This is a genomic window from Pseudoalteromonas luteoviolacea NCIMB 1942, from assembly GCF_001625595.1.
Classification (GTDB): Bacteria; Pseudomonadota; Gammaproteobacteria; order Enterobacterales; family Alteromonadaceae; genus Pseudoalteromonas; species Pseudoalteromonas luteoviolacea_A.
On sequence record NZ_AUXT01000183.1, the window covers coordinates 102984 to 122090 of the forward strand.

Genomic DNA, 19107 nt, shown 5'->3' on the forward strand with positions numbered 1-19107 from the left:
CCATTACCACACTTCACAGCTCAACAGGCTTTTTTTAATGGTAAAATTGAGCTTACTTCCCTCATTTTCACAATCAGAAAAATAGATAGCTCCGCCGTGTTTATTGATAATTCTTTTCGCAGTTGCAAGCCCCAATCCAGTGCCTTGGTAGGTATCTGCGCTATGCAACCTAAACAAAGGGTCAAAGGCCTTTTCACGAAATTCTGTTGGAATACCTATGCCATTGTCTTGAATAGAAAAATACCAATGCGTCTCATCACTTTGATGGCTAATGGTTAAATCGGGCTGCTTCTCACAGTACTTTAGTGAATTATCAATAAGAATTTGAAATAGCTGAACGATAAAACAGGGGATAGCATTTATAACAGGGAGCACACTAAATTTAATTTGTGCGTTACTGTTACTCACCTCAGTCGCAAGATTAGCAAGTGCAAGTTCAACACAGTTGGTAACATCGGTACTTTCGATTAAATGTTCTGCGTGTAAATCCATCTGAGTGTATGAAACCAGTGCATCGATAAGCTGGAACATCTGTAAAGAAGACTCAGTAAGTAAATTTAATTGGTTCAATGCCTCTTGGGGCATATCTTGAGCAAATTTATTCGTTATCAACTGCCCCATTTTAAATATGGCATTTGCTGGTTGTTTTAAGTCATGTGCTAACACATGCGCAAATTGTGTCAGTTCCTTATTCTGCTCTTCGATTCTTTGCTGTAACTGCATCGACTCTATCGCATTATTCACCGCTTTGAGCAATGCATAATGCGTTAGCCCACCTTTACTGATGTAATCTGAGGCCCCTTTTTTTATAGACTCAACGGCCACTTTTTCATTGCCCTGACCTGTTAACATGACAACAGGAATAAAGGGGTGAGCTCGCTTAATTTGAGGCAATGTGTACAACCCATCAGAACCTGGCAGAGAATAATCTAACAAAATCGCGTCAATCTTTACTTCATGTAAGATTTGCAGCCCATATTCACCTGACTCGGCTTCTTGTATGCTCCATCTGGGGCTGTGCTCTCTCATCAAACGTTTTATTAAATACCGATCGTCTTCACAGTCATCAATCAATAAAAGTGTATTGGCTTCCATAGCTAGTTACCTTTAGGAAGAATCGCAATTTGAAACCAGTAGTCTGTGAGCTTTTGTATCGCCTCAAACAAGGAGTCGAGTTTCACAGGCTTTTGGATATAGGTATTTGCCCCTAGGTCGTAACACTCTTCTATGTCTTTTTCGTCGTTTGAAGTTGTTAATACCACAACGGGGATATTACACAGGCGCTTATCCTGCTTTATTTTTTTTAATACGTGCCTGCCGTCTAAACCCGGTAAATTGAGGTCAAGCAATATGATCGCTGGTTTCAAATGTTCATCGGACCACGGTGCTCTTAAATAATCCAAAGCCTCTTGGCCATCTTCGCAACGTCGTAATGGGTTAGATAAATTACCATCTCTTTTAAAAGCTCGTAACGTGGCGTAAAAATCATCATCACTATCTTCAACGATTAGAATAAGTTTACTGTCCTTCATTGTTCTGATTATCATCCTTTAACGTAAAGTAAAAGCGCGTTCCACTTCCTATCTCTGACTCATACCATATCCGGCCACCGTGCCGTTCAACTATTTTCTGTGCGATGGTCAATCCAGCTCCAGAGCCTTCCCCAAACTTTTTGGGACTATTTAACCGTTTGAATATTTTAAAAACATCACTCCCAAACTGTGAATCGATCCCAATGCCATTATCTTCAACACAAAACGCTTTGAGATTTTCATCAAAACGTACATTGATAACTTTTTCATCCGATAGATTATATTTATAGCCATTCACAATTAAATTGTATAACAGCTCTTCAATTCTAGTTCGATTTCCGTAAACTGTCGGAAAATCACTTGAAATTGTTACAACTGCGTTGTGTTCTTCTAACAATTCTGACAGTCGACTTTTGGTGCTTGTAACAGCAGACACCATATTAAACCTATCCATATTAGGCTCTTCCCTACCCAGCCTCGAGTAGTACATTAAATCAGATATTAAGCGCTCCATTTTCGCACCCAAATAAACCAATCTATCTAATTTGTATACGCCATCACTGCCGAGTATCGACTCATAGTCCTCTTTTAAAAAACACGCGTGGTTTTGAATTGCGCGCAGCGGCTCTTTTAAATCATGCGAAGCAATATAGGCAAAGTTATCTAACTCTTCATTTGATTTTGAGAGTTGTTTAATCAACTTCTCTTTTTCTTCAGCAAGCTTCACAGCTACAGACACATCTTTCACAACGCAGCAAAATAGCTGTTCTTTGTGTATTTCGAACGAGGTGATCCCTAAGTCTAATGGGAACACATGACCATTTTTGAGCATGCCTGCAACTCTTTGTACTTTGCCAATCTCGACACAGCCCTCGTCCAGTTGTTCTTCACGCCACACACACTGTTCATAGTCAGTCCTAAATGGCTCTGCAAATAGGGCACTCAACTTTCGACCAATCATGTTCCCCCTCTGACGATCGAATATCTGCTCTACGGTACTGTTTACACTTAGAATAACCCCGTTATTGTCTAGGGTGATAATTCCGTCAATGGCATTTTCGAGTGTTGCTTTTTGCTCTGCATCTTTGGCGCTAATGATAGATTCTGAGATGAGGGACTTAAGTAGGTAAAATAATGCAACGCCCGCCAATAGAGAGATAAGTACACCATTTATAAGCGCAATATAGTGAATATGAGAGTCTTCAGTTCCCTCTTTTATTTTTCTGGGCCACACTGCAATATCCCATTTAACATCATATAGTGTAAACGAGTGGGTATGCCCCGTTCTTTTATTATAAGTTAGTTCAGCTTCTTTTTTGCTGTACATCACTTCATTACCCGAAAGAATTTCAATATTGTAATCTTCAATAAACTCGTGCGGTAGTAGGCTGTCTACCAACGGAGAAATATCAAATACACCAAGAATAAACCCTTCAAAGTCACTTTCCATGAAAATTGGAAAATAGGCTAAAAACCCCTTCCCGCTTTGTACTAGTTGCACAGGTTTGGATAAGGTATAGGTTTTTAAATCTCTAGCTTGATCCAATGCTTGTTTACGATCGACTTCAAAAGTCAGGTCCAAATCAAACGCTGATTCATTGCCTTCGAGTGGTACAACCCATTTAACGATATAGTCCTTGTTCACCCATTCAACGGCCCTTAACCCCGCATGATCATTGACATAGTCTTGTGCATCTAACTGCCACTCTGAAAAGGGCGGGCCTTGACGTGCAATCCAACGATTTCTCATTCTTTCAAGGGCGTTGATGATTGCAGGCATGGAGCTAGCAAAATGGTGCTCAATAAGCTCTGATTTAGCAATCGAAGTGCGTTTTATTAATGAGTTATGTTGTTCAATTGAAAGCGACCAGATACGGACAGAAACCATAACACTGATTAGCACACCCGATAAAACCACCGCCACGGCTATTTTCAGGCGCTGTGATGGGTTTCCAATATTATTTATCAACTAATTATCCTTAGTTAGCAGTATAAACACGTACACGCTAATACAAAGTTAGTAACTAATTGCCCAGTTGGCTAGCTCATTGCACCAGCTTGAACTAGTCTTTTCGTATCAGATTGCTGTATTCGCCTGCATGGTTTGGGCGTATTTTGGGAATAAGGAGCAACAGCAATGAATATTTTACTGGTTGACGATCAGAAAATAGACCGTGAACTCGTCAAAGAAGCACTAAATTGCTCTTTGCAAAAGTTTGATCTCAAGGAAGTCAACAGTGCTGAAGATGGTTTAAGTGCTATTCAAGCAGCCCAATATGACGTCATTTTGTTGGATTATCAGATGCCTAGACGAAATGGCCTACAAGTACTCGTCGAGCTGAAGTCGCAAAAAATGTGTGAATGTTCCGCCATTATTATGCTGACAAACAATAGTGATGAAGAGTTACTGATCAATTGCATAAATGCAGGTGCGCAGGACTTATTGCTCAAAGATGAAGTGACCTCCACTCAGCTACTTAGATGTATTAAACAATCACAAAAAAGAATTGAACTCGAAAACAAACTCTCCAAAAGCTATCAACAAGTCAAACAACTGGCTGAACGAGATCCCCTTACAGGTTTATTCAATCGTAGTTATTTTGAAACCGCCTTAAACTCACTGTTAGTTAACATGCGTAGCTTAGAGGGCTATGTCGTTGTAATGCTGCTTGATATCGATGGTTTTAAAATGATCAATGACAGTCTTGGACACTCTGCTGGAGATGCCGTTTTACAGGAGCTTGCAAATAGAGTGAGGTATTCATTTCGTGAAAGCCCGTTGTTCGCGCGCCTTGGTGGTGATGAATTTGCTTTTATGTTTTCAGGCGTACGTGATGCCGATGCAGCTCTGATTATCGCTGAGCGGGTATTATTAAGCTTTGAAAAGCCCTTTATTTTCTCCAAACATGAGATCCACAGTACAGCAAGTATTGGCATTACACTCAGCGCATCAAAAACAACAACAGAAGATCTCCTTAAGCAAGCTGATATTGCCATGTACAAAGCAAAGAATGGCGGAAAAAATCAAGTTTGTTTTTACGATGAGATACTAGAGCAAGAGTTCTTTAAGTTATTTCAAATTGAAAGTGAGCTTAGAGAAGCCATTAAAACCCAAAATTTTGAGGTATATTATCAACCCATTCTCCACGGTAAAAACGACGCGGTAAAATCTCTCGAAGCACTTGTTAGGCTACCTGTAAAAGCCTCGGGAGCAAGCCCTGCTGAATATATCCATATATCCGAGAAAACCAGGCTCATAGAAGCTTTTGGTCGTCTTATTATTCAAAAAGCACTCAGCCAATATGCAGATCTATGTCATAGCAATATAAATAATCAGGTCGAATTGGCCATTAACTTATCACCGCTACAAATTCACGACTTAAACTTGCCTACTTTTTTACAGCAGCAAGCTAAACACTACAATGTAGACTTGACGAAGGTCATCATTGAAGTAACAGAAACTGCACTGCTTGAAAATAGTGAGTCAACAATGGATACACTCAAGTCCATTAAATCAAAAGGCTGTAAAATTGCACTTGATGATTTTGGTACTGGCTTTTCTTCAATATCTCACCTCTTAAACTACCCTATCGACATCGTAAAGTTTGATAAAAGCTTGATAGAAAGAACATTACAAGATGAGAAAGCAAAATTAATGCTGGTAGGTTTGGCAAATATGCTGCGCAGTTTGTCTATCGAAACGGTTGCAGAAGGCGTGGAATTTGAGGCCCATGTAACGCTTTGTAAGCAAGCCAACGTTTCTTGTCTACAGGGCTATTACTTTTCTAAGCCCTTGTCATTTTCTGAAGTTAAGGCAACCCTCAAGAAAATATAAAAGAGTGAAGCTGGCACGTCCACTCATCTACATGGTTATTCCGCTTATGCTTTTTTGACAAACTTTGCAGTAACCATCATTTCACCAACACCATCCACTTTACAGTCAAGTTCATGGTCTTTTTTGTCTAGAACTCGTCTCACAAGCGCTTTAGTACCAATTTTAATTACTTGAGAACTACCTTTAATTTTTAAGTCTTTTACTACGGTGACTTTATCACCATCGACCAACAAAGTGCCATTTGCGTCTTTTACTTGTGGCGTGTCGTCTTCTTCTACTGCTGACGGATCCCATTCGTAGGCACACTCAGGGCAGATCAATTGATTTTGATCCTGATATACGTATTCAGAGCTACATTTAGGGCAAGGAGGACAAGACATACTTTACTGCCTATATAAGTTTCTTTGTCGCGCATAATAATGCTTAAGCACAACATGCGCGAGCAGAAATCGCTATTTTATGAGACTTTTCTGTTTTAGAAACACGCTATGCGCTTTTTGGTCTAATTTAATACCCAACCAATTCGCCATACCCTGTTGCATTAAACCCACCGCTGCTTTTCACTCTTCCCTCCCAATAAGGAATACTGAGTTTGTTGCGTGAGTCCGGGTTAATGCTTTGAATGTCAATCGGTGCAAGCCCGGCCACTTGCAAACGCCACTTTTGCGGGTAAACCTTGCCGTCTAGTTTTCGCGATTGAAGCACTTCAAGTGACACTTGATCGCTGCTATAAGCAATACTGGCTCCCTGAGTATTAATGGTCGTCGCGCTACAGTATTCATAACTCTGATCTGCGCCACGGATACAAAATGCCATCAATCCGCCTTCATTGGTATCTGTTGCTTGTAAACTAAACCAGTCCCACCCCGCTTGATTCGGATCTATAAACGCAGAAGACCACTCCCGATCAAGCCAAGCTCGGCCTGTCACTTTAAATGCCTGCCCCGCAAATTCGACACTACCGGAGGCTTGGAGAAATGGGTAGCTGTAGTACATAGAGGCGTGACCATCATGTGTTTTCTGGCTATAACCATTGTCACCATGTAGCACCCTCGGGCTATTGTCGAGCGTCAGATTGACGCCATAACCAGACGTACTAGCTTGCAGATTAAGTGGTAAATACGCTTCGCCCTCACTTGATAATTGCCAATCTTGAATTTGAGCTATAAATGGGGAGGCATTAACCACGACAGACCCCGAACGGCCTGACTTTTCAAATGCCACATGACTTTCATCAGTTTGCAGTGCAAAGTGCGCAAAGTAAAATTGTCCATCCCACCACGCACTATTAGTGTCGCTGGAAAGGTGCGGTGTACTCACCCGAAATAATGTCCACTGAGCACCAAATTGTTGTTTCGACTCACTTTCAAGGTTGGCAGTTATGTACCACCATTCAAGCCCCTGCTCAGGGTGGATCCCATGATCTTTTGGAAACTCTAATTTTGTGCCCGGTTTAACAGCTTCACCAATATGCTGAGAAAATGAAAACTGCGACGCAGTGGTTGGTTTTTGTTCACTGCACCCTGCAAATAATGTGCAGGTCATGATTAGATAGATTGCGTGACGATACATATAACTTAGCCTCTACAAACTTGTGACACTATCAGCAACATTGCGTCGAATTAATTTAATCAGTGGCAAAGCACTGGCTATCAAAGCCAGAAAAAGTACCACCAAACAAAAACCAAAAATATCCGGCCAACTTAAAACGAGTGCCATACTCCAACCGAATGCAATTGGCATCACATAAGCCAGCAACACCCAGCCAAGCAGAATGCCCAGTGGAATTGCCAGTAATGTGGTGACCACTAATATCACACACGCTTGCAGCAACTTACTCCAAAACAACTGTGACCTTGTTACACCAAGCGTTTGCAATACAGCCATAGGCTGCAACTGCTGGCGACCCAACGTTAAGAAACTAACCCAAATACCAAACAGTGCAATCATCATAATGAATAAGTTAAGCGCATGAGTTACCTTGAAAGTATTTTCAAATAATTGTTTTGCAAACTCTTTAAAAGTTTTGTTCACACTGACTTGACTCGTTTCAAGGGCGTAAGTTTCTTTGAGATGTTGTGCAACAACATCGATGTCTTGATTTTGTTTCAAGGTCAAAGAATAGCCGTACGCTTCATAAACAAACTTTGCATTTTCTATCTCCGAGGTTGTTACTAGAATTGTGGTGCTTTGTTCCCCATAGTCATAATAAATACCGCTTACCCGACAGCTCATTAACTTAGCGCCTTGTTGCAACTCAATGATCTCGCCAACCTCAATACCATAAATTCGCCACCCTGGTTCGTTTACCATACAACGCGCCAACTCTCGGCTCGTTTCAGGCGCTATATGCGCGGCGCTAACAGGTATTTGACCAAGCAAAGTGATATGACTGTGGAAATCTACGCTTTGACCAAAGCTCACGAGCTTTACAGCTAAACGCTTCGCGTTATACGTCAGCTCTGTTTGTGCCTGCCAATATACGCCAACTTTTTCAAATTTGTCAGATCCTTTCAGCTCATTCCCCATGCGTTCTGATACGACTGATGGCCGAATGTATAAATCTGCACTGAGGCGCTTTTGTAGATGGCTGTCCAACGCAGTACTGAAGCTGTTTACCATCACCTGCATGCCAATGGCAGCGCCCATCGCCATAAGGGTTGCCAATACTGCGCTCAGTAGCTCATTAATTTGATTTTTGCTGTCTGCTTTAATCCATAAAAGCAATGGAGAGTGAGTCGGCCACTTACAACCGAAAACCCATTTAAGTATGCCTGGCGTGACGATAAAAAAGGCGACTAACACACAAGCACACAACATCAGTGCCGTAAATTTATTGTCGGCGTTGAGCCACAGAACTATAGAGCTAACTATGCTCAATCCGAACAGGCCCCCAACAGCTCTTTTTTTGAATATTGGTGCAATCGTTTTTTGCGAAATTAAAAAACACACCAGTACTAAGGTATTTAAAGCAAAACCCAGCAGCACCATAGAATAATCAAAACCAACGACTAGGCCTCTATCTAGCTGATAAAAACTACGTAGAACCCGCCCAACATCAGTGACTAAGACGTTAGCAAGAGACACCCCGAGTAGTGTCCCTAAATAAGCAGAAATAAAGCCCAAGCATAATAATTCAATAACAACAGCTTGCGTAAGTCTTCGTTGTTGGCAGCCGAGTACATATAACTGCTGCTGTAGCTTTTTACGCGCAGAAACCGCCAATTTAATCGCATTAAAGCTCAAAAAGGCACCTACGATGTAACCTAAAAATGCTAAAGCTTGAAGATTGAAGAAAAACGGCCCTGAGAGCGTATCAAATGCTTGTTCTGTCGCACTCTCCAAACGTGCTTTTTGCGTCAACACGGTAGTCATTGATTTTGCGCTTGCGTCATCCAATTCAATCACTTCTACAAAGCTCAGCTCACCATTCGCATGTAATAACTTGTCAGCTAAGCTGATGTCCATAAGTGCTTGGTGGCCCAGCCCTTCCATCGGGCTAACTTGATATTCTGTATCATCAATTGTCACCGCTTGTTGCGCTGTTTTTTCTCCTAATCGCGCAATCACTTTTGGATCTAAAAACACCGTATCAAATAAACGCCCCCTATTGGGCTGGCCTTGGTTTAACTGATCTGACACACCATTACCTAACTTAACCCACTTGAGTAAATCAACACCTCGAATACTTAACCAACGCCTGTCTTCAAGCTGCACGCGCCCTTCAAGTACCGGCTCCAAGTTTAAGTTTGGTTGTCGAGAGAGGCTCTGCCAGAGCTCGTGGGAGATCCGTCCTTCACCCAATTTCGGTTTAATAAAGTGAGTAACTGGGTTTTCAAGTAGTGCACTGCTATTACTGTAACGCTTTGATGCTTCTAAATTTAGTCCATAAATTGCACTGATAAGTGCACTGCCCAAACTAAAACCTAGCATGAATAGCAGCAGCAACCCTTTATGTCTCAGATAGAACTGGCTATAAGAATAGAAAATAAGACGCAGTTCAGTCATACAGCTTTCCATTTTTCAGGCGAAGTTGCGTTTGAAATTGTTTAGCCAGCCTTTGACTGTGGGTTACCATCACAAGATTTATGTTACTTTCACTACATAGCATTTGTAATAAATCCACCACTTCTTGGCTGCGCTCACTATCCAAGTTGCCAGTGGGTTCATCCGCAAGAATAACTTTAGGCCGATTTATAATCGCTCTTGCGATCCCAACACGTTGTTGTTCACCACCACTTAGCTGGTTGGGTAAAACATCTAGTTTATCAACAATACCGAGCCGCAAAGCCAAAGAATCTAGTTGGGAGCGCTCAACTATAAAGCCGTTTAACCTTACTTGAAAGCTTATATTGTCAGCCACAGTCAATGATTCAAGTAGTTGATAGTGTTGAAATATCACACCGATTGTTCGACGATAAAGAGCTAGCCGATTGTCATTAAAGTGAGAAATCAGATTGTCGTTTACAATGATTTCACCTTGGGTAGGCACAAGCAAGCCTGCTAATAAGTTGAGTAACGTGGTTTTGCCGGAACCACTGTCACCTACTAGTGCAACTTGCTGTCCGTCACCAATAGTGATGGATAAGTCATCAATAATACGCCTTTGAGTTGAGCCGTCAGTCCTAGAAAATGTCACCTGATTTAGCTGGATCATTACTATCTCTGTAATTGCATCGAGTGATTAGTTTGCACTAAATTGCAACTAATGATCCAGTTCTAAGACTATGAAAATTACAACAAAATGTGTTTTTATAGAGATGAGCCCACACATATTTACATGAGCAAGTCGAACAGCAAAGTAGTGCAATAGTGCAAAATAAAGGTGCGCTATTTAGGTTTTTCTATTGCAAGCAGGCCATAATACGTCAAACCTTGCGCCGTTTTGATGTGTTGCATTGAGTACGATAGATCCTTCATAGTACTCCAGTACTTTTTTAACCAGTGCCAAGCCCACCCCACTGCCTTCAATCACGTCTTTTGATTGCAAAGTTTGAAACATTTCAAATATTTTCTTGCTGTATGTAATTGGAATACCCGGCCCATCATCAATAAATGAAATTTGATTACCTTTGGGGTTAGCTTTAACCCAGATGGTTATCTCACCACAGCCTTTGTGATGATGTTTAATAGTATTACCGATTAAATTCATAGCCACGATTTGAAACGCTACGCGCGGCAGTTTTAATCTAGGCCCAACAACTTTAACCGTAAATTTATTTGATTGCTCAATCACAGATAAGACTGAATCTACGACCACATCTAAATAGCCCCATTCTTCATCCTCTAGGCATTTTTGTACCCTTGAATATGCCAACAAGTCATCAAGCAGCGTTGCCATACGAATACTGCGACTTTTAATTAAGCGAAAGTTTTCTTTGGCCCCTTCAGGAAATGCATCAAAATAGTCCTCCTCTATCCAGCTGGCTAAGTTCTTGATGGCATTAAGCGGTGACTTTAAATCATGTGAAGCGCTATACGCAAACCGCTCCAAGTCTTGATTGGACTTAGTTAGCTTTTTGATAAGATCTTCTCGTTCAGTAACATCTGTTGCAATGCACAGAATGTAATCCTGATTATGTTCATCTGTGAATTTCTTTTTTTGCGTAAATAATATTCGCGAATCACCGTTTGGAAATTGGATTCTCTCTACGGTCTCGCTATAACCACAAGCGAACGCTTCACTGTCTTTTTCTAAAAACTCTTTGGCCTCATCGGGGTCATAGTCTTCAATCGTGGTTGAGCCAATAACCTTATCTCTGTAAGACTCTGGGTATAAAGATAAAAATGTTTGGTTAGCTCGTACAATTCTAAATTGTGTATCTTTAACAAAAAGGTAGTTGGGGACACTTTCTATCACCAGATCTAAAAATTCAGCATCAAATAGTGAGTTTTGATTACGACCAATGTCTGCATTTTGCGAGTGAGGTAAACATACTGAGTCCAAAATTTCTGCCATCACATTGCATACATTGGGGCTGTTCAAATCAATTGTTGAGAGTTCACCATGAGCTTGCGTATCAAGTCGGTGTTTCCCCGTGCCAAACGCAATGTAAATACTTGACGTAACATGTAAAAGCTCATCAATGGCCTCAGCTTTAAACAACATGTTATCTATGAATACAAAGTCTGCGCTGATGTCTTCAGCCTTTTTCAGCCCGTCAGCCATTGATGATGATAAATATAGCTTTTGCTTGCCACCGCTGTCTTTTACAGCGTGTATAAACAACTCGATACATTCAACATTATCAGAGATAAATAAAATATAAGATTTAAGCACTAGTCGTACCCGTCCGTTGTAGGTAATAGAGCCACGTCAAACCAAAAGTCTTTAAGCTTTTTAAACGCAATGGCTAAGTCATCAAATTCGACCGGTTTTTGAATATAAGCAGAAGCGCCAAGTGCATAACAAGACTCAACATCCTGCGGGTCGCTGGACGTGGTTAATACCACAATCGGAATAGAGCACATTTTGGAGTCGGCTTTTAATTCACGTAGCAATTGTCTGCCATCTAGCCCAGGCATATTTAAATCAACGAGTGCCAATACCGGCCTTTTTAAATGCTCATGTTTTTTATATTTCCCCATTTTATACAAAAAATCCTTCGCATCCTGACCTGATTGACACCACTGAATTGGGTTCATGAAGTGGCTTTTTCTTAAACTCCGTAAAATCGCTTCAAAGTCGTCTGGATTATCATCTACCAGCAAAAGCAGACCCAAGTCTTTATCCATCTGTTAGTCTCCTAGCTTCAATGTAAAGTTAAAGCAGCTACCTCGGCCGAGTTCCGATTCAACCCAAATCTGCCCGTTATGGCGTTCAATAATTTTTTTAACAAAAGTGAGTCCAACACCAGTACCCCGCACTGAGTCATCCTCTTCATTCAAACGTTTAAATATTCTAAAAATATCCTCAAAAAAGCGACTGTCTATGCCCTGGCCGTTATCTTTCACGTAAAAAACACGCGTCTCTAAGGTGTTGTTTATAGGTTCGATACAAGACTTAACACCAATTTCAATTTCTTTTGTGGTGGACTTATTGTATTTGACCGCATTCGAAATAAGGTTGCGAAATAGCTCTGAGACTTTAGGTTTATCGCAAGTGACATGAGGTAACGATTTAGGAATGGATAGCTCCACACATTGCGCTGTTTCTTCTGGAAGTGTAAGTTCAATCACGTTATCGATAAGTACATTCAAGTCGACTTTTTCAACTGCAAGATCCTGACGCCCTAGTCTCGAGTAGTAGAGTAAACTGTCTACTAGTTTTTCCATTCGCGTACACAAAAACCGGATCCTTTGAATTCTCCGTACACCTTCTTCTCCTATCGCTTCACCATGGTCCTCTTCCAAAAACAAAGCGTTGTTGGCAAGTCCCCTCAGAGGCTCTTTTAGATCATGTGACGCTATATAAGCAAATTGATCTAACTCCGAGTTACTGACCTGTAATTTTCTAATATAGGAATCAATCGCGGCTTCGGCAGCTTTACGCTCTGATATATCACGCACGGTGCCAACAAACATGGTTTTGCCTTGCACCACCATTTTATTTACGCCTAACTCCATGGGAAACAAATAGCCATTATGTCGCCTTCCTGTTATCTCTCGCCCAATTCCTATGATTTTATTTACACCCGTGTCATGGTAGTTAGTCAAATACGAGTCATGTTCTGATTGATAAGGCTCTGGCATCAACATTTTTACATTTCGCCCTACCACATCACCGGCTCGGTAGCCAAAAATTGCCTCAGCCGCAGCGTTAAAACTGTGGATCACGCCTTTCATATCAATCGTAATAAGACCATCAAGCACCGTATCCATGATTGTTTCAATGTGCTCAATGTAAGACTTGATAGATTGGTCCGCTTCTTTTCGTTCAGTGATATCTCTGACGCTACCGAGGTAAGCAATTTCATTATTGATAGTAAGCGCGCTAACCGAGAGCTCAACAGGAAAAATGCTACCACTTTTGTGTACAACTAAAACCTCTAGACTTGCGGCTGAAGTATCATAATTTGAAGATGAAAGGCCTTGCAGATATTTAAAATACAGGGGTCGGTATTCGGATGACATTAAAGATGTGATGTTGGCTCCTATGGCTTCTTGCTTAGAGTAACCAAAAATATTTGCTGCTGAGCGGTTAAAGCTAATGATTTCGCCACTTTCATTGGTCATGATGAATCCGTCTTTGACACCGTCCATCACGGTTTGCAGCTGCAAGTCACCGATTTCCATCTTGCTTTATAAGTTTCCTAACACTTAGCCTAGATTAAAAAGTGTAGTCAATGGAATTGTGTACTGCTGAATATTAGAAAAAATAAGTCTCTATTAGTAGTTTAACTAGTTTGGCATGCGCCATTTCTGAATTATTTTTTGATATTGGCCTGACGATTTCAACTGTTCAAGTGCTGTACTAATTTTACCAGCAATATCATCGGGAAAGCTTTGATTTGCAGCTAAATGCAGCTGAGACGGGAAGTCCTTAAGTGTTAACTTATATTCAAGCATATCTGGATCAAGCCCAAGCTTATCCAACTCTCGCTGAATCGTTTGGGTATTAGTCAAGATAAGATCTGTGCGCCCTTTGTATAAGAGCTGCCAAAGGCTAGTATAGTGAGAAACGAGAACAAGGTCATGATCTTCCGAAAACCCTGCCTGGCGCAAATACTCTTCACTATAATACCCCCGAATTGTACTGATACGATATTGTTTTGCCTGGTTAAGATCTGTCAGATTCAATTCATTCTCTTTTAGTCCAATCAATGAAGCTGAGATCTGACACATAGACCCTAAAAACTTGTAGCCTCGCTCTCTAGATGGGGTTTTCAACCAAGCCAGCATTACCACATTGTTTTTCGTTTGTAATTCGTGGTGTGCTCTAGCCATTGGTAAAATCTCAATTTTAGCTTTTAGGCCACTTTGGGCCTGCAATGCTTTCGCAATTTCAACTAAACCACCATCAGGCTTTCCCGCATCATTAATAAAGTGATACGGAGGAAGATCCTCTGCTATAAAACGGATCATTTGTGCGTGCACAGATGCACTTGAAATCAACATCACCAGAGGCAACAGAATATTAAAAAAATGATACTTCATTACTTATTTCACACACTCAATTACAACGAGTCTGACAATTATTGCGTAAAAGATCAACAGCACAGTTACCTACTTTAGTTTTAATTAACACACTAAACACTAGTAGCATATCACTACAAAAAACACATAGTTATTACAAAACAATAAATTAATTACTAGAATATATCCTGTCTTTTCAGTGTTCCGAAATTAGTATGTCAAAAACAACAGAGCAAAATAACAATTTAACGTGCCTTGCACAGGTAAATGATGAAAATAGACTTTTCGAAGTGTATGAAAATGAGGATTTAAGATGGCTTAGTATTGACGGGTGCGTGCAAACGGCAATGTCACTAGAACGCCCCGATGCCTTGATGTTTCCACACATGTTATTTATGGTGCTGCCACTCAACGTCATGCATAATGTCAGCCGCGCTTTGGAACTTGGATTAGGAGGGGGAGGCATACTAAGGCATCTATCTACCCACTTCCCAAAAATTCAAATAGAAGTCGTCGAATATGAAAGCACGGTAATTGAGTTATACCAGCGACATTTTAACCCGCAACAAAAAAACCACACAATACATTGCATGGACGCTCGCCAATTCATGTCCAATTTCAATTCCCAGCCTTTCGATTTGATTTTTGTAGATGTATTTGACTCAGAGCAACCCGTTCCCTTTATGTTTGAGCCGGATTTTTATCAAGATTTAAAAAAGCATGCGGACAACACCGGTTGGATAGTCCTCAATACCGTGCTCACTTCTCAAACACAACTAGAACAATTACATAAAATATTAAGCGAAACCTTTTTAGGGACCACTATTTATGGTTATAAAGCCGAGCAATTTGCCAACTTTGTTTGGTTGATAAGCCTAGATAACACTCGCTTGGATCCAATTTGGCGCGCCCAAGCTTTATTTGAACTCAAGCTTTAAAGCTGATGGCGATGCTTTTCCATCACCGCGATTTTGTAAGTCGCTTTTAGCATCACACCCACAGCAACAATATTCAAAATGATGCTAAACCAAGCTTCAAATACCAAAAGCTCAAGATGGAAATTACGTAGATAGTTAGCTAGTTGATCTACAATCTCAATGGAAATTCCTATTACGATGAGCATAAAGCCATAGTATTCAGATGTTTCATTGAGCTGTTTATGTTCAACTAAGCGTGTATCTTGCTTACTATCCCAAGCGCGCTTCGACAAAATTTTTCTGCCATCCATTACTGCGCCAAACCCAATCAATAAAATGGTGATGGTTGACTCATTATCGATCACATTTTGATAACCATGCTCATCCATATGGCCAAATAAAAAGCGTAGATCTTCAACCGTTATATTCGTGACGAGTAAACAAATAAGGATAAGTGGAAAAAGCAAAAACCATCGGTTCAATACAACCGTGTAGATTAGCTGGCTCGTTTTAGATTTTGGCATGTCTCGCTCTGCTAGGCGGCAAATTACTCAGTCAGGCGGAAGATCTTAGCTATTTATAACTGATTGACAAGTTAAACCGCTTCGATTCAGCACAAAGTTGTAAAAATCGCTGTTTGCAAAGCTAGATTACACAACCACAGTCGAATTAGCGTTTATTTTATTTCTTACACCCAATCAGTCTTAGATACACTCTAAACGGCGCGTACTTCAAAATTAGCGAAATGAGCCACCAACGTTTAGTGATATACGCGATTCGCTTTTTCTTTTTGATTGCCACAAAAATTTGCTGCGCTGCTTTTTCTACACTTGCCAGCCAAAATACCCCGTCCCCTTTCGCCATTTCAGTGTCTACAAAGCCTGGTCTCAGTTCTGTGAAAGATATATTTGCGCCATCTTTCGCAGCTCTGCAAGATAAGCCCTCCATGTAGGCGGCAATATACGCCTTTGACGCGTTGTAAGAAGCGCATGGGCCACCTCTGAGCGCCATTATTGATGAGGTTGCAACTATATGGCCGGAGTTTTGTTTTGCAAAAAAATGAAATGCACTATTGGCAAGCGCAGTAAACCCCTCAACATTGACAGCTACCGTATGCAGCTCCCCTTGCAGTGGAAAGCTTGCATCAGTGCTCCCCGTACCCGAATTAATGATGACGAGATCGACACCTCGCATTTTTGTAAGCAACGACTCAAATTCAAATACTGCATCATGCGACTGGGAAACATCCATTTGAGCAATGTGGCTAGGCAGAGTTAATTCGTTTTGTAGGCTTACCAACAGCGCTTTTCGTCGGCCTGTTAGCCCTAGTTCATAACCGCACTTGTCCATATGGATCGCCAAAGCGCGTCCAATGCCTGATGTAGCTCCAATGATGATTGCTTTTTTACTCATTATTATTATGTATTTAGTTTTCTATATTATTCTTAACACGTATAAAAACACAAAATAGAGCAACGTTAAATCAGGTTCCTCATTAAAATATGCACCGGTCAAATATGACATATCATCCTACATTCAAAATGTAGGTGATTAAAATATATTAATGTTGAAAATAAAGGTTCCTAAAGCTTGATTAACTTAAGGTTTGAAGTAAATGATAAATCGCTTTCGCAAACGTTCGAGTAACAGCCTATTAATTACACCAAATGCATGCTCAAGGGTAATCACTGGCGGTAAAACTATCGCTTTAATGTACTAAAACACGCGCCTTAACAATTTTGTGCTTAGTTCAGCAAAGCGTTTAAAATTCTGACATGCCCCTTTTCATGCTTCTAAAGTCCATTTAAACTGGCCATATCTCTTAGCAATGCAATTTGAAAAATGATTTTAAACGAATTAACGCTCTGGGCTCAGTCTTCAAAAGCACAGCAGCTTGAGGCCATAAATGCCTTTATCGCAGAATACAAACTAGAACAAGACTTTGAATTTGTAGGTCTAGAATCATTTCAATGTGGTGCACATCAGTACAACATTGGTGTATTCAAGCACCTAGTTACAGGTATGATTTTTCACTTGTTACCAGGCAGTCAAGCATTTAAGCCGGGTTTAAACCACCAACAATTCGAATACGTTAAAACGTATTATTCAATGGATTTAATTGAGTACTATCCGCTAGAGACATTGGATACCAATGGGGAACCAGAAAGAGTCTCAATTGTGATCCCACCAATGCTCATGTCACGCTTTGCTATTACCGAGTCGGTGTGGATAAAACACAATGGCGTCACGCTTCACAAAGAATATGGCGCAGATCATCCCATCGATGCTGTTGCGCGCCATGACATTCAGTCATGGGCATATAGACTCAAGTTATCTCTTCCCTCAGATATGGAGTGGGAATACGCTTGCAGAGCAGGATCTAACACGCTCTTTTATTGGGGTGATGAACCTGATCCACAATTTTCATTCAAAGACCGTTTTGCAGGTATTGCACAAGGCTACCGCACATATGCAGAATCAGAACAATCACCTTGCAACGCATTTGGATTGCTAGGCATGATCGGCAACCAAGCCGAATGGGTGCTCGATGACATACCCCATTACAGGATGCCGCCGCAAGCTTACCCTCTTATCTTAGGAGGAAAGGATGACGGTTTAGATGGGATCTTAAGAGGTGGCTGGCATGATTACAGCTGGAATTTTAACCGCTCCACCAGCCGTATTCGCTGTGGTGCTACTGATTCTCGCTGTAGTGGACGACTCGTGCTCAGACTCGCAGACCGAGCGCATTATTTGAAGATGAATTAGAGAGCAATTAGTTGCAATAAAAAACGCTGCAAAAGCAGCGTTTTTTATTGGTAAAGACACGCAAACCTTATTTTGCTTCTGCAATCCCTTTTTCAAACTTACCAGACAGTAGCCACTTCGGTAAGTAATCATTTTGATGTTGTGGTACATAGCCATATTTATCATGTGCTATACATACAGGAGCCAGTAGCATAACTGGGAGCATGTGGTCTTTTAATTCTCGGTCATTTTTTTGGATATGGCTTTGGGCCTGAAAAGACTCAATCACCGCCTGTTCAAATGCATCTAAATCTTTATCCTGATTTAACTGACCCAATGCCCGCCATAAACTCAACTGAAAGCGATAGTCTCCTTCCAATAGCTCATCCATAATCGGCATATTTTTATTATGTATGGCTTGATGATCTATTTCTTCATCCATTGCTGTATAAACGTATTCCAGATATGCCTCCTGAGCTCCCCTTGAATAACTATCCTTATAGATCTCTGCAACGCTGTCAGTGGTGTAACTAAACAGTGTGTTAATACATGCTTGATCACGCATTATTATAGCCAGTGATAGTTGGTCGCAGAGCTCATTCCTATCTATCCAGTTTGATACAGGTCGTCCAGTAAGCTGGATATCCGTTTCAAAAACACGCACATTCAACGTATCACCACTGGGCAAATTACGACCAGCTTGTGCATTCCTATAAATATCACACAAAAGCCTTAAATTAGAGATAAGTAGTAGTAGTTGTTCATTATTATTAAAGAATCTAAAATGCTGATAATTAGTTAATGCGATAACATTTACAGAGCTCGCTATACTATCCAAGGTCGCATAGGCACCAAGTTCACTCAATTGACTAAGGGCCCTCCCAATGTACCTTTGCCTATCCCTCAAAACCATTTGGAAAACATTTTCATAAATACTTAAATCAGCATAATCTCTAGGGTAAATCTTTATATTTGTCATATATAAACCTTAAAAGGGGCC

At 40.8% G+C, this 19107-nt stretch carries 17 protein-coding genes; 3 read left to right on the plus strand and 14 right to left on the minus strand.

Annotated features, from left to right (window positions below; all coding sequences use genetic code 11):
• Positions 1 to 3 precede the first annotated feature (3 nt).
• Genes N482_RS17020 through N482_RS17030 form a run of 3 tightly spaced genes read right to left on the minus strand, consistent with a single transcriptional unit; the run spans position 4 to position 3501 of the window.
• A complete protein-coding gene (locus N482_RS17020) occupies positions 4 to 1095 on the minus strand; it encodes a sensor histidine kinase (RefSeq protein ID WP_063378172.1) in 1092 nt (363 codons plus the stop codon).
• 2 nt (positions 1096 to 1097) lie between these two features.
• Positions 1098 to 1532: a response regulator gene (locus N482_RS17025; RefSeq protein ID WP_063378173.1), complete on the minus strand. Its 435-nt coding sequence runs from the start codon at positions 1530 to 1532 to the stop codon at positions 1098 to 1100.
• On the minus strand, positions 1519 to 3501 hold the full coding sequence (locus N482_RS17030; protein ID WP_063378174.1) for a sensor histidine kinase: 1983 nt from the start codon (positions 3499 to 3501) through the stop codon (positions 1519 to 1521). Before N482_RS17030 ends, N482_RS17025 begins: the two co-directional genes overlap by 14 nt.
• A 168-nt stretch (positions 3502 to 3669) precedes the next feature.
• Between N482_RS17030 and N482_RS17035 the strand changes: the two genes are divergently transcribed.
• Positions 3670 to 5367, plus strand: coding sequence for a GGDEF domain-containing response regulator (locus N482_RS17035; RefSeq protein WP_063378175.1), 1698 nt, complete (start codon positions 3670 to 3672; stop codon positions 5365 to 5367).
• 44 nt (positions 5368 to 5411) lie between these two features.
• Here the strand turns inward: N482_RS17035 and N482_RS17040 are convergent, their stop codons facing one another.
• From N482_RS17040 to N482_RS17075, 8 genes are all read right to left on the minus strand, one after another.
• Complete coding sequence (locus tag N482_RS17040) at positions 5412 to 5747, minus strand: zinc ribbon domain-containing protein YjdM (RefSeq protein WP_063375044.1); 336 nt, start codon at positions 5745 to 5747, stop codon at positions 5412 to 5414.
• A gap of 127 nt (positions 5748 to 5874) precedes the next feature.
• A complete protein-coding gene (locus N482_RS17045; protein WP_063378176.1) occupies positions 5875 to 6939 on the minus strand; it encodes a lipocalin-like domain-containing protein in 1065 nt (354 codons plus the stop codon).
• Between the two features lie 12 nt (positions 6940 to 6951).
• Entirely contained in the window at positions 6952 to 9375 is a 2424-nt protein-coding gene (locus N482_RS17050; RefSeq protein WP_063378177.1) for an ABC transporter permease, read from the minus strand.
• Entirely contained in the window at positions 9368 to 10024 is a 657-nt protein-coding gene (locus N482_RS17055) for an ABC transporter ATP-binding protein (RefSeq protein WP_063378178.1), read from the minus strand. Before N482_RS17055 ends, N482_RS17050 begins: the two co-directional genes overlap by 8 nt.
• A gap of 177 nt (positions 10025 to 10201) precedes the next feature.
• A complete protein-coding gene (locus tag N482_RS17060; protein ID WP_155730625.1) occupies positions 10202 to 11647 on the minus strand; it encodes a sensor histidine kinase in 1446 nt (481 codons plus the stop codon).
• Complete coding sequence (locus tag N482_RS17065) at positions 11647 to 12102, minus strand: response regulator (RefSeq protein ID WP_063378179.1); 456 nt, start codon at positions 12100 to 12102, stop codon at positions 11647 to 11649. The genes N482_RS17060 and N482_RS17065 overlap by 1 nt, the downstream gene beginning before the upstream one ends.
• Positions 12103 to 12105: 3 nt before the next feature.
• Positions 12106 to 13602, minus strand: coding sequence for a sensor histidine kinase (locus N482_RS17070; RefSeq protein WP_063378180.1), 1497 nt, complete (start codon positions 13600 to 13602; stop codon positions 12106 to 12108).
• A 105-nt stretch (positions 13603 to 13707) separates the two neighbouring features.
• Positions 13708 to 14463, minus strand: a complete 756-nt coding sequence (locus N482_RS17075; RefSeq protein WP_231100886.1) for a substrate-binding periplasmic protein — start codon at positions 14461 to 14463, stop codon at positions 13708 to 13710.
• 194 nt (positions 14464 to 14657) lie between these two features.
• Between N482_RS17075 and N482_RS17080 the strand changes: the two genes are divergently transcribed.
• Positions 14658 to 15380 (plus strand): spermidine synthase, encoded by a 723-nt coding sequence (locus N482_RS17080; RefSeq protein WP_063378181.1) that lies wholly within the window; start codon positions 14658 to 14660, stop codon positions 15378 to 15380.
• Here N482_RS17080 and N482_RS17085 read toward each other — a convergent pair.
• Complete coding sequence (locus N482_RS17085; RefSeq protein WP_063378182.1) at positions 15377 to 15883, minus strand: hypothetical protein; 507 nt, start codon at positions 15881 to 15883, stop codon at positions 15377 to 15379. The two genes, N482_RS17080 and N482_RS17085, sit on opposite strands and share 4 nt — an antisense overlap.
• A 157-nt stretch (positions 15884 to 16040) precedes the next feature.
• Complete coding sequence (locus N482_RS17090; RefSeq protein WP_063378183.1) at positions 16041 to 16772, minus strand: SDR family NAD(P)-dependent oxidoreductase; 732 nt, start codon at positions 16770 to 16772, stop codon at positions 16041 to 16043.
• A gap of 429 nt (positions 16773 to 17201) precedes the next feature.
• Here N482_RS17090 and N482_RS17095 point away from each other — a divergent pair, with 429 nt between their 5' ends.
• Complete coding sequence (locus N482_RS17095) at positions 17202 to 18128, plus strand: formylglycine-generating enzyme family protein (RefSeq protein ID WP_063378184.1); 927 nt, start codon at positions 17202 to 17204, stop codon at positions 18126 to 18128.
• Between the two features lie 67 nt (positions 18129 to 18195).
• Here N482_RS17095 and N482_RS17100 read toward each other — a convergent pair whose 3' ends face one another.
• Positions 18196 to 19086 (minus strand): Imm49 family immunity protein, encoded by an 891-nt coding sequence (locus tag N482_RS17100; protein ID WP_063378185.1) that lies wholly within the window; start codon positions 19084 to 19086, stop codon positions 18196 to 18198.
• Positions 19087 to 19107 lie beyond the last annotated feature (21 nt).